Source organism: Phenylobacterium sp., assembly GCF_035475775.1.
In the GTDB taxonomy this organism is placed as follows: domain Bacteria; phylum Pseudomonadota; class Alphaproteobacteria; order Caulobacterales; family Caulobacteraceae; genus Phenylobacterium.
Window position 1 is genome coordinate 1 of record NZ_DATIMC010000033.1, and the last position, 11815, is coordinate 11815.

9 protein-coding genes and 1 pseudogene are annotated in these 11815 nt (G+C 71.3%); 7 read left to right on the plus strand and 3 right to left on the minus strand.

Going from position 1 to position 11815, the window contains the following annotated elements:
- The first annotated feature begins 101 nt into the window (after positions 1-101).
- The 3 genes from VLI41_RS04090 to VLI41_RS04100 are packed head-to-tail and all read left to right on the plus strand — an operon-like array spanning position 102 to position 3488.
- Positions 102-1829: an alpha/beta hydrolase gene (locus tag VLI41_RS04090; protein WP_325266782.1), complete on the plus strand. Its 1728-nt coding sequence runs from the start codon at positions 102-104 to the stop codon at positions 1827-1829.
- A 55-nt stretch (positions 1830-1884) separates the two neighbouring features.
- Positions 1885-3291: an MFS transporter gene (locus VLI41_RS04095; protein WP_325266783.1), complete on the plus strand. Its 1407-nt coding sequence runs from the start codon at positions 1885-1887 to the stop codon at positions 3289-3291.
- Positions 3291-3488: a hypothetical protein gene (locus VLI41_RS04100; RefSeq protein ID WP_325266784.1), complete on the plus strand. Its 198-nt coding sequence runs from the start codon at positions 3291-3293 to the stop codon at positions 3486-3488. The genes VLI41_RS04095 and VLI41_RS04100 overlap by 1 nt, the downstream gene beginning before the upstream one ends.
- Positions 3489-3494: 6 nt before the next feature.
- Here VLI41_RS04100 and VLI41_RS04105 read toward each other — a convergent pair whose 3' ends face one another.
- A complete protein-coding gene (locus VLI41_RS04105) occupies positions 3495-4745 on the minus strand; it encodes an aspartate kinase (RefSeq protein WP_325266785.1) in 1251 nt (416 codons plus the stop codon).
- A 160-nt stretch (positions 4746-4905) separates the two neighbouring features.
- Here VLI41_RS04105 and ubiG point away from each other — a divergent pair, with 160 nt between their 5' ends.
- The 3 genes from ubiG to VLI41_RS04120 all read left to right on the plus strand — a co-directional run bounded on the left by ubiG (position 4906) and on the right by VLI41_RS04120 (position 8424).
- Entirely contained in the window at positions 4906-5706 is an 801-nt protein-coding gene (gene ubiG, locus VLI41_RS04110) for a bifunctional 2-polyprenyl-6-hydroxyphenol methylase/3-demethylubiquinol 3-O-methyltransferase UbiG (protein ID WP_325266786.1), read from the plus strand.
- A gap of 70 nt (positions 5707-5776) precedes the next feature.
- A complete protein-coding gene (locus VLI41_RS04115; RefSeq protein WP_325266787.1) occupies positions 5777-7408 on the plus strand; it encodes a long-chain fatty acid--CoA ligase in 1632 nt (543 codons plus the stop codon).
- 80 nt (positions 7409-7488) lie between these two features.
- Positions 7489-8424, plus strand: coding sequence for an alpha/beta hydrolase (locus VLI41_RS04120; protein WP_325266788.1), 936 nt, complete (start codon positions 7489-7491; stop codon positions 8422-8424).
- A gap of 213 nt (positions 8425-8637) precedes the next feature.
- Here VLI41_RS04120 and chrA read toward each other — a convergent pair whose 3' ends face one another.
- Positions 8638-9867, minus strand: coding sequence for a chromate efflux transporter (gene chrA, locus VLI41_RS04125; protein WP_325266789.1), 1230 nt, complete (start codon positions 9865-9867; stop codon positions 8638-8640).
- 150 nt (positions 9868-10017) lie between these two features.
- Between chrA and VLI41_RS04130 the strand changes: the two genes are divergently transcribed.
- Positions 10018-11103: a Zn-dependent alcohol dehydrogenase gene (locus VLI41_RS04130; protein ID WP_297694824.1), complete on the plus strand. Its 1086-nt coding sequence runs from the start codon at positions 10018-10020 to the stop codon at positions 11101-11103.
- 428 nt (positions 11104-11531) lie between these two features.
- On the opposite strand, the pseudogene VLI41_RS04135 reads toward VLI41_RS04130, so the two are convergent.
- Positions 11532-11815: pseudogene (locus VLI41_RS04135) on the minus strand (carboxylesterase/lipase family protein); the annotation flags it as partial.

Here is an 11815-nt window from a genome sequence, read left to right on the forward strand (position 1 = left end):
TCCGTCGCGCTCTGCGCCCGGGAGAGGCCCGCTGCGCGCAAGCTTGAGCGCAAGCCGGTTCCGGCCCATCGTGCGCTGCGGGGCAATATCGGGGGACAGCGATGCGCAGGTGGGGCTTCTTCGCGCTCGGGCTGGTGCTGATCGTGGCCGGCAGCTTCCTGGCGCACGCCGTCCAGACCTCGGGCGGCGTCAGGGTCGAGGACGTCCGCTTCCCGGGCGCGAAAGGCCTCACCCAGAGCGCGCTGCTGTACGTGCCGCCGTCGGCCACGCCGCAGCATCCGGCGCCGGCGGTTCTGCTGAGCCACGGCTACATCAACACCCGCGAGATGCAGTCGCCGTTCGCCATCGAGCTGTCGCGGCGCGGCTTCGTGGTGCTGTCGATGGACATGACCGGCCACGGCTACTCGCAAGGCGCGGTGTTCCTGCCGCGCGACATGGGCGGGCCGGCGGCGCTCGCCTGGCTGCGCAGCCTGCCGTTCGTCGACAAGGCGAACATCGGCCTCGAGGGCCATTCCATGGGCGGCATTCCGATCAGCACCGCCGCCGCCGCCATGCCCGACGGCTACCGAGCCATCGTGTTCGAGGGCTCGACGCCCGCCTTCCTGGGCGCCGCCGCCCCGCCCGCCTTCCGCAACCTGGAGGTCGTGGAAGGCCAGTTCGACGAGTTCGCCCAGCTGATGTGGGGCGTCCCGAAGGGCTCGCTGGTCGCCGGCTCGCCCAAGATGGCCAAGGTGTTCGGCGTCGCCGGCCCGGTGGCCGTGGGCCGCACCTACGGCTCGGTGGCCGACGGCACGGCCAGGCGGCTGCTCAATCCGCCGGTCACTCACCCCTGGGAGCACTTCTCACGCGCCGGCGTCGGCGGGGCGGTCGACTGGTTCCAGACGACGCTCGCGGGCGCGGCCCGCCCGCTGCCGGCGAACGACCAGATCTGGTTCTGGAAGGAGATCGGCACGGCCGCGGGTTTCGTGGGGCTCATCGTGCTGCTGATCGGGACCTTCGAGGTGCTGATCGCGCTGCCCGCCTTCGCGAGCCTCGCCCAGCCGATGACGCCGGTCGCCGCGCGCCGCGGCTGGAAGTGGTGGCTGGCCTTCGTGCTGACCGCCGCGATCCCGGCGCTCACCTACTATCCGTTCATGAAGTGGGGCCAGCTGTTCGTCCCCATGCGGCTGTTCCCGCAATACATCCAGAACCAGCTCCTCGTCTGGGCGCTGCTCAACGGCCTCGTCACCCTCATCCTCAGTTTCCTGATCCGCGGCGGCCGGCCGGCGTTCACCCATCGCTGGGCCGGCGCGGTCGCGATCTCCGCGATCACCGTCGCCGTGGGCTACGCCTCGCTGGCGATAGTCGATGCGCTCTGGCACGTGGACTACCGCTTCTGGGTCCTCGGCCTGAAGCCGCTCGACGCCCGCCATGCGCTGATGGCGATCCCCTATTTCGTGCTCTGGGCCATCGCGCTGCTGATCTCGTTCCGGGCGCTGGCGGCCAACCTCGCGGTGAGGGGCGAGGGCTTCGTCGTCCAGGCCGGCGCCTGGAAGCTCGCCATGTGCCTGGGCTTCGTGGGGCTGCTGATCTACGAGTACGGCGCGCTGTTCTCGACCGGCCTCCTGGCGACCCCCACCGAGCCGCTCAACACCATCGTGGCCATCCAGTTCGTGCCGCTGCTGGCCAGCATCGGCGCCATCGCGGCGGTCACCTACCGGCGGACCAACTCCTACATCCCCGGCGCGCTGATCTGCGCGGCGCTGCTCGCCTGGTATGTGACCGCGGGCACGGCGACGCACTGGGCGCCCGGCTTCAAGTCGCCGCTGGCCGCCGCGGCGCGGCGCTAGATGCCCCGGTCGCCCGCGCCTATCTGAGGGGCCTCCGATGGGAGAGAGGGCGGGCGTGGCGGCTGAGCTTGTCGAGGACGGTCCGCGCACCTGGGGCGATCTGCTGGCCGAGGGGCGCCTGCCGAGGTTCGCGCTGATCTGCCTGGGCGTCTGGCTGAACGCCGCCGACAGCCTGGTCACCTCCACCATCATGCCGAGCGTCGGCCGCGAGCTCGGCGGCCTCTCCTATTTCAGCTGGGCCACCGCCGGTTACCTGGTCGGCGCCATCCTCGCGGGCGCGAGCGCCGGGCGGCTGTCGGAGCTCTTCGGCCTGCGCCGCGCCACCACGCTCGCCGGGCTCGTCATGGTGGCGGGCTGCGTGATGAGCGCCGCGGCGCCGGACGTGGGCATGTTCCTCGCGGGGCGTCTGGTCCAGGGGCTCGGCTCCGGCTGGATTTCCGGCTTCGCCATGGTCGCCATCGCGCTGCTGTTCCCCGAGCGGCACCTGGCGCGGGTCTTCGCCTCGGTCTCGGGCGTCTGGGGCGTCGCCACCCTGATCGGTCCCCTGATCGGCGGCGTCTTCGCGATCGGCGGCCACTGGCGCGAGGTGTTCTGGTTCTTCGCCGTCCAGTCGCTGGCCTTCAGCGCCGCCGCGCCCGTCCTGCTGCGCGGCGCGGCGCGAGCGGGGGGCGGCCCCGGCGTGCCGTGGCGGCAGCTCGCCATGCTGGGCCTGGGCGTCGGCGCCGTCGCGCTCGCCGACCTGATGCGGAGCCCCGTTTGGGCGGCAGGCCTCATCGTCCTGGGCGTGGCCCTGCTCGGGCTTGTTCTGTGGATCGACGGCCGCGCGCGCGTGCGGCTCCTGCCGCATCGCGCGGGCGATCTCTCCACCGTCTGCGGCTCGGGTTACGCGGCGATGTTCCTGCTCACCGCCGCTTCGATGGGCTTCGCCATCTACATCCCGCCGATCATGCAGACCCTGGCCGGCATGAGCCCGCTCTGGGCCGGCTACCTGATCGGCGCGGAATCGCTCGCCTGGACGCTGGCCGCCTTCCAGGTGGCGAGCGCGACCGGCGCCTGGGACGCCCGCTGGGTGCGGATCGGCGCGCTCAGCGTGCCCGCCAGCCTCATCCTGCTGAGCTGGGCGACGCCGGCCGTCTCGATCCTCTGGATCGCGCTCGGCGGGGCCTTGTTAGGGGCGGCCTTCGGCTGGTCGTGGAGCCTGATGAGCCGGCGGCTGCTGGCCGCGCTCTCCGACGAGGACCGGGCGATCGGCTCCTCGGCGATCACCGCCGTGCGCCAGACCGGCGCGGCCGCGGGCGCGGCGATCTCCGGGGCGGCCGCCAACCTCGCGGGATTTTCGAGCGGGCTGACGCCGGCCAGCGCCAAGGGCTCGGCCCTGTGGGTGTTCGCCGCGGTGATCCCCGTGGGCGTCGCCGGCGTCTGGGCGGCCTTCCGCTTCACCGGCCGTGCGGAGCGGGCGTGATGGCGAAGGTCCGCATCCTGGCGCCCGGCGACGAGGCCCTGCTCGCCCGCGCCGTGGCGATGATCGGAGAGGCCGAGCTCACGCCCGAGCGCGCAGGACAAACGCGCCTCGGTTTTCTTGCCGGTCAGATCAGCGTGCCGGATGACTTCGACACCATGGGCTCGGCCGCGATGCTGCGGGACTTCGGCGAAAGCTGAACCCGCTCAGAGCTTGTCCAGCCCATAGGCGGCGTGCAGGGCGCGCACCGCGAGCTCGGTGTAGGCGGCGTCGATCAGCACGCTGATCTTGATCTCCGAGGTGGAGATCACCTGGATGTTGACGCCCTTCTCCGCCAGCGCGCCGAACATGGTCTTGGCGACGCCCGCGTGGCTGCGCATGCCGACGCCGATCACCGAGACCTTGGCCACGTCCTCGTCGACGACGGCGTCCTCGAAGCCCACCTTGGCCTGCACCTGGCGGACGATCTCCATCGCGCGACCCGCGTCGCGCTTGCCGACGGTGAACTCCATGTTCGCCGTGTCGACCGCGCGCGAATGGCTCTGGACGATCATGTCGACGTTGACGTTGGCGTCGGCCAGCGCGCCGAAGATCTCCGAGGAGACCCCCGGGTGGTCGGGCAGGCCGAACAGGCTGATCTTCGCCTCGTCGCGGCTATAGGCGACGCCGCTCACGATCCGCTTTTCCACGATCTCCTCCTCGTCGCAGACGATGGTCCCCTGGCCCGGGGACTCGCCCGGCTCGATGAAGCTCGACAGCACGCGGACCGGCACATGATAGGCCATGGCGAGCTCGACCGAGCGGGTCTGCAGCACCTTGGCGCCCAGCGAGGCCATTTCCAGCATCTCCTCGTAGGAGACCTTGGCGAGCTTCTTCGCCCTGGCCTCGATGCGCGGGTCGGTGGTGTAGACGCCGTCCACGTCGGTGTAGATGTCGCAGCGCTCGGCCTGCAGCGCCGCGGCCACCGCCACGGCCGAGGTGTCGGAGCCGCCGCGGCCCAGCGTCGCCAGCCGCCCGTCGCGGGTGACGCCCTGGAACCCCGCGACCACCGCCACCTCGCCGCCGTCGATGGCGCCGCCCAGCTTCTCCGGCGCGATCTCCTCGATCCGCGAGCGGCCGTGGGCGTCGTCGGCGATGATCGGGATCTGCCAGCCCATCCACGAGCGGGCCCGCAGGCCCATGTTGCGCAGCGTCATCGCCAGCAGCCCCGCCGTCACCTGCTCGCCGGAGGCCACCACCACGTCGTACTCGTCGTCGGAAGACGAGAGCCCCTGCGCCGCCGCGCCCGCGCCGTCGGTCCAGGCGACCAGCTCGTTGGTCTTGCCGGCCATGGCCGAGACCACCACGGCCACCTTGTGCCCGGCCGCCACCTCGGCGTTCACCAGACGCGCCACGCGGCGGATGCGCTCCAGGTCGGCCACCGAGGTGCCGCCGAATTTCATCACCAGCCGCGACACTTGGCGCCCGACCCCCTCGCCATGAACGGAAAGCGCGCCGTTCTAGCGGCGCGAGGCGCCTGCTGCAATGCGGCCAGGTCCCACGCGCGTCGCAGGGCAGAATCCGCTGGGTCCCGGCTCTCCGCTTCGCTGCGGCCGGGATGACGCGTAAAGAGTGGCCATGACCCAGGCCTCCTCCGTCGATCCGGCTGAAGTCGAGCGGTTCTCGAGGATCGCGGCCGAGTGGTGGGACCCGAACGGCCGGTTCGCGCCGCTGCACAGGTTCAATCCCGTCCGGCTCGCCTTCATCCGCGACCAGGCGCTGCATCGCTTCGGCCGGGACCCTGCGGCGCGCCGGCCGTTCACCGGCCTCAGGCTGCTCGACATCGGCTGCGGCGGCGGCCTGCTCGCCGAGCCGATGACGCGGCTGGGTTTCGCCGTCGTGGCGGTCGACGCCTCGGAGCGCAACATCGGCACGGCGAGCGCGCACGCGGCCGAGCAGGGCCTCGCAATCGACTACCGCGCCTCCACGGCCGAGGACCTGCTGGCGGCCGGCGAGCCCGGCTTCGACGTGATCCTCAACATGGAGGTGATCGAGCACGTCGCCGATCCCGGCGAGTACCTGCGAAGCTGCGCCAGGCTGCTGAAGCCCGGCGGCCTGATGATCGTGGCCACCCTCAACCGCACGCTGAAGGCCTTCGCGCTCGCCAAGCTGGGGGCCGAGTACGTGCTGCGCTGGCTGCCGGCCGGCACGCATCACTGGTCGAAGTTCCTCAAGCCGGAGGAGATCCGCGGCTTCCTCGAGGGCGAGCCGGTCACCGTCGAGGGTCCGTTCGGCGTCGTCTTCGACCCGCTCAGCGGCCGCTGGAAGCAGAGCCTCGACGCCGACGTCAACTACATGATGACCGTGCTCCGCGACGCCCCGAAGCAGCTCCCGCCGCCGAGGCCGAAACGCGCGCGGAGATCAAAGCCCAAGGCCTGACAGGGAGGTTGCCCGTCGGCGCCCCTCCGCCTTACGCTCGGTGAACGATGATCAGGAAGGAGGCGCTCCGATGCAGGGCCTGATGATGGACTGGCCGCTGACGCTGCCGTCGATCCTGGAGCATGCGGCGCTCTACCATCCGGACCGCGAGGTGGTGGCGCGCACCGTCGAGGGGCCGATCCATCGCTACGGCTACGCCGAGGCGCTGGCCCGCACCAAGCGGCTCGCCAACGCGTTGCTGGCGCTGGGGGTCAAGCCGGGCGACCGGGTCGCCACGCTCGCCTGGTCGACGCACCGCCACTTCGAGCTCTATTTCGCCGCCACCGGCATCGGCGCGGTGCTGCACACCATCAACCCGCGCCTGCACCCGGACCAGGTGGCCTGGGTCGCCAACCACGCCGAGGACACGGTCCTCCTGTTCGACGTCACCTTCGCCGACCTGGTCGCCGAGACCGCGCCCAAGATGCTGAGCGTGAAGACCCTGGTCGCGCTCACCGACCGCGCCCACCTGCCGGCCAATGCCCCGGCCGCGACGCTGGTCTACGAGGAGCTGCTCGCCCAGGCCTCGCCCGAGCTCGCCTGGCCCAAGCTCGACGAGCAGGCCGCCTGCGGCCTCTGCTACACCTCCGGCACCACCGGCAATCCGAAGGGCGTGCTCTACTCCCACCGCTCGACGGTGCTGCACGCGCTCGCCTGCGCCCTGCCGGACAACTTCGACTTCTCGGCCGCCGACGTGATCCTGCCCTGCGCCCAGATGTACCACGCCAACGCCTGGGGCACGCCCTACGCCGCCCCGCTGGTGGGCGCGAAGCTGGTGCTCCCCGGCCGCGCGCTGGACGGCAAGTCGGTCTCCGAGCTGATCGAGGCGGAGGGCGTCACCTTCGTGCTCGGCGTGCCGACCATCTGGGTCGGCGTGGCCGAGCACCTGGAGCAGGCCGGCCGGACGCTCGGCACGGTCAAGACCATCGCCATCGGCGGCTCGGCGCCGACCGCGGCGCTGATCGAGCGCATCGAGGCCCGGCTGGGCGGCCAGGTGCAGCAGATCTGGGGCATGACCGAAACGAGCCCCTTGGGCGTCATCAACAAGCCGCTGCCGCAGCACGCCGGCGAGAGCGCGGCCGCCGCCACCCAGCGCAAGCTGAAGCAGGGGCGCGGGCTCTGGGGCGTCGAGCTGCGGGTCATTGACGAGGCGGGCGCGCCGCTGCCGCGCGACGGCAGGAGCGCCGGCCGGCTGCAGGTGAAGGGCCCCTGGGTCGCCTGCGCCTACTTCAAGCACGAGGGCGCCGCCTCCTTCGCCGAGGACGGCTGGTTCGACACCGGCGACATCGCCACGCTCGACGCCGAGGGCTTCCTGCGCCTCACCGACCGCGCCAAGGACGTCATCAAGTCCGGCGGCGAGTGGATCTCGACGCTCGATCTCGAGGACGCGGTCTGCTCGCATCCGGCCGTCGCCATGGCCGCCGCGGTCGGCATGCCGCATCCGAAATGGGACGAGCGGCCGCTGCTCCTGGTGATGCTCCGGCCGGGCCAGAGCGCCGAGCCCGAGGCGCTCAAGGCGCACGTCGCCGAGCGGGTCGCCAAGTGGTGGGTTCCGGACGAGGTCCGCATCGTCTCCGAGCTGCCGATCGGGCCGACCGGCAAGGTGCTGAAGCGCGAGCTGCGTGACCGGTTGGCCACAGCCACGCCGGTTCCCGCCGAGTGAGAGCAAGCTGAGCCGAACCGGGCTTCCAATCGCGCGTTTGCGCCCCCAGGTGACAGTGTAAGCCTGAGGAGATTGCGAACGTGCCGCGGAAACGGCCGAAGGGTGTTCTCGCCATGGGGTGGGCCTGCATCGAAGCGGCCGCCGCCGGGCGCACCGAGCACAAGCCCTTGGCCGAGGACTATCCCGAGCACGTGGTGCGCCGCACCAGCTTCGCCGCCGCCGGCGGGCACGATTGGACGATCTCGGCGCTGCACACCCCGCGCGAGACCCCGCCGCCCTGGAAGATCGTGGTGATCACCGGCGCGCCGTCCTGGGCCGAATACTGGGCCGAGACCCTGGCCGAGCTGCCGCCGGACCGCGAGATGATCGTCGTCGACCGGCCGGGCTACGGCGCCTCCGAGCCGGCCGAACCGGTGAGCGACATCCGCGTCCAGGCCGAGGCGCTGGCGCCTGTGCTCGAGGCGCCGCGCGGCCAGAAGGTGCTGCTGGTCGGCCAGTCCTACGGCGCGGCGATCGCGGCGCTGATGGCGCAGGCCAATCCGGGCAAGGTCGCGGGGCTCGTGCTGCTCTCCGGCTTCTTCGGCGAGCCGGGGCCCACCGCCCGCTGGCTGATCGACATGGGCGCCAAGGCCCTGAAAGTGATCCCCCGCGACCTGCGCCACGCAGTGATCGAGGCGTCCGGCCAGAAGGCGCAGCTCGTCCATGCCCGCCGCGCGCTCGCGCGGCTCACGATCCCGATCCACATGATCCACGGCGACAAGGACGACTTCGCCCCGATCGAGATCGCCGAGCGCATGGCCGAGGAGATGGTCACCCGCCGGCCGATCCGCTTCGTGCGCGCGGAAGGGGCCAACCACTTCCTGAACGACGGTCCGCCCGAGGCGCTGATCGCGGCCCTCGAGGCCTGCATCCCGGCCCGCAAGGCCTGGACCTTCCGCTGGCCGCAGATGCCGAAGCTGGCGCTGCCCAATTTCCGCCTGCCGCAGCCCGCGCCGAAGTCGGCGCAGGCGGCGTAGGAGACTCCAGACCCGATCCATCTGGACCCCTCCTCCTCGATGGAGGAGGGGCAGGGGTGGTGGTGCGCGCTGGGCGCCCGGGCGAAAGGCTCAACAGGCGCCGGCGCCCGCTCGAGCTCATCGCGCCATCTCAGTGATCACACCCCCGCCCAACCCTCCTCCATCGAGGAGGAGGGCAAGGTGAACATGCGGTCAGCATCCGGGCGCTTGCCCTCAGATCACCGCCTGCGACCAGAGCCCGGCGGTCACCGCAAAGCCGATCACCACCAGCCAGGGCGGCAGGCGGGCGATCGCCAGGAACACCCAGGCGGCGGCGACCAGCGCCCAGTCGCTGGGCCGCTGGACGGTGGAGGTGAGCACCGGATTCCACAGCGCCGCGGCGAGCAGGCCCACGACCACCGCGTTCAGGCCGGCCAGCGCGCCGCGGGCGGCCGGCAGGCCCTTCAGCCGGTCCCAGAACGGCAGCACGCCCACGATCAGCAAGAGGCTCGGCAGGAAGATCGCCGTGACGCAGACGAGGCCGGTGCGCCAGCCGCCGGCCGCATAGTCCTGCGCCGCGCCCACGAAGCCTGCGAACGAGAACAGCGGGCCGGGCAGCGCCTGCACGGCGCCGTAGCCCGCCAGGAAGGTGTCGCGGTCGAGCCAGCCGCGGCCGACGATGTCGCGGTCGAGCAGCGGCAGGACCACGTGGCCGCCGCCGAACACCAGCGAGCCGGTGCGGTAGAACACGCTGGCCAGCCCCAGCGTCGGGCTCTGCAGCAGCGCGGCTGCGAACGGCAGCGCCGCCAGCAAGAGCGCGAAGATCGTCAGCGCCGCGCCGGAAACCGCGGGCGGGATCTGGTGCGTCTGCGCATCGTCGGGGACGTCCGGCGGCGGCTCCCGCAGCCAGGCGAGGCCGAACAGCCCGCCGGCGACCAGGGCGAAGATCTGCGGCGTCGAGCCGTTCCCGTGCGAGATCAAGAGCCCTGCGCCCGCGCCGAGCGCCATGCCGGCGCGGATCGGTCCGGCGGCGAGCCTGCGGGCCATGGCGATCAGCGCCTGGAACACCACCGCGGCGGCGGCGATCTTCAGCCCGTGCAGCCAGCCGCCGCCCCACTTGTTCGTAAGGTCGGGGGCCAGATAGGCCAGCAGGATCATCGCCGCGGCGGCGGGCAGGGTGAAGCCGACCCAGGCGGCGAGGAGGCCGAGGTAGCCGGCGCGCCTGAGCCCGATCGCCATGCCGAGCTGGCTCGAGGCGGGACCCGGCAGGAACTGCGCCAGCGCCAGCAGATCGGCGAACGCCGCCTCCGACAGCCAGCCCCGGCGCTCGACGAACTCGCGGCGGAAGTAGCCCAGGTGCGCCACCGGCCCGCCGAACGCGGTCAGGCCCTGCTTCAGGAAGGCGAGGAACACCTCGCCCGCCCGGGCGGGGGTCTCTGCGGCGCTGGGCTGGGCCTCGGCCATGGCTCCCCTCTAGAGGCGATGGCGCCCGGCCTGTCGACTTGATTTTGCGCCGGCTTCCCTCGGGAAACCCCTTGGCCCGGCGATCTGAACAGCGATAAGGCTTCTGGCGACACCACGCCCGAAGGGCGGATCCAAGTTGGGAGGGAAGCCATGAAGGCCGCAGTCCTGCGCGAAGTCAGAACGCCGCTGCAGATCGAGGACGTGCAGATCAACAAGCCCGGCCCGCACGAGGTGCTGATCCGCACCGCCGCGGCCGGCGTCTGCCACTCCGACCTGCACTTCATCGAGGGCTCCTATCCGCACCCGCTGCCGGCCGTGCTCGGCCACGAGAGCGCCGGCGTCGTCGAGGCGGTGGGCTCCGAGGTGCGCACGGTGAAACCGGGCGACCACGTGATCACCTGCCTCTCGGCGTTCTGCGGCCACTGCGAGTTCTGCCTCACCGGCCACATGAGCCTGTGCGTCTCGCCGGAGACCAAGCGCGCGCCCGACGAGGAGCCGCGGCTGAAGTCGGACAAGGGTCCGATGGTGCAGTACCTGAACCTCTCCTCCTTCGCCGAGCAGATGCTGATCCACGAACACGCCTGCGTGGCGATCCGCCCCGACATGCCGCTCGACCGCGCCGCCCTGATCGGCTGCGGGGTGATGACCGGCGTGGGCGCGGCCATGCACACCTCGAACGTGCGGCCCGGCGACACCGTGGCGGTGATCGGCCTGGGCGGCGTGGGCCTCGCGGCCGTCAACGGCGCGGCCATCGCCGGCGCCAGCCGGATCATCGGCATCGACATGGCGCCCGGCAAGGAGAACATGGCCAAGGCCTTCGGGGCCACCGACTTCATCTGCGCCAAGGACACCGACCCGGTGAAGGAGGTCATCGAGATGACCAAGGGCGGCGTGCAGCACTCCTTCGAGGCCATCGGCCTGGCCAAGACCGCCGAGCAGGCCTTCAACATGCTCAGGCGAGGCGGCACCGCCAACGTCATCGGCATGATCCCGGTCGGCCAGACGATCAGCCTGATGGGCGCGGCCTTCCTAGGCGAGAAGCGCATCCAGGGCTCGCTGATGGGCTCCAACCGCTTCCCGGTCGACATGCCGCGGCTGGTCGACTTCTACCTCGCCGGCAAGCTGAAGCTCGACGACATGATCTCGCGGCGCCTGAAGCTCGAGCAGGTCAACGAGGCGTTCGAGGAGATGAAGACCGGCGCCGTCGCCCGCTCGGTGATCGTCTTCGACGCTTAGCCAGAACCACGGAACACACGGAACTCACGGAAAGGGCGGCCCTCGGGCCGCCCTATGTTTTTGACCACGGATTTCACGGATTTACACGGATTTACGCGGGAGACTGGCCGTCTGCGCGCCTGCGGCGCAGCCGACTGCCCGATCCGTGGAATCCGTGAAATCCGTGGTTCTCCTTTCCGTGTTTTCCGCGTTTTCCGTGGTTCCCTGCGAGCCTTAAGCTCGAGCAGGTCAATGAGGCGCCCGCTCGGTCATCGTCTTCGACGCTTAGTCAGAACCACGAACACACGAAGGGGCGGCCCCGGGCCGCCCTCTTCACTTCACCACGAAAAGCACGAAAGACACGAAATTCGGCCTCCCGGAGCGCTGCCGGATCGATTGCGCCTGCGGCGCTGTTTCGTGCTTTTCGTGCCTTTCGTGGTTGCCCAACCTCAGCCGTGCAGCGCCTTGCGGACCTCGGGCAGGGGATCGCTCTGCACCCGGCTCTCCACGTCGAACACCATCGTCGCCCGGCGCTCGACATCATACGCCGGCCAGCCCGGATCGCCGGTCCTCGCGAACGCCAGCCACGCCGAGCTCATCTGGTCGGCGACGGCCTGCGGCGCCTCGCCCCGGCCGACGAAGTTGCGCGCCTTCTCGACATTGTCGAACACCAGCGGGATCTCGATGGCGTGCGGCGAGCGCAGCCGGCCCTTCGCGACCGGCGTCTCCCAGG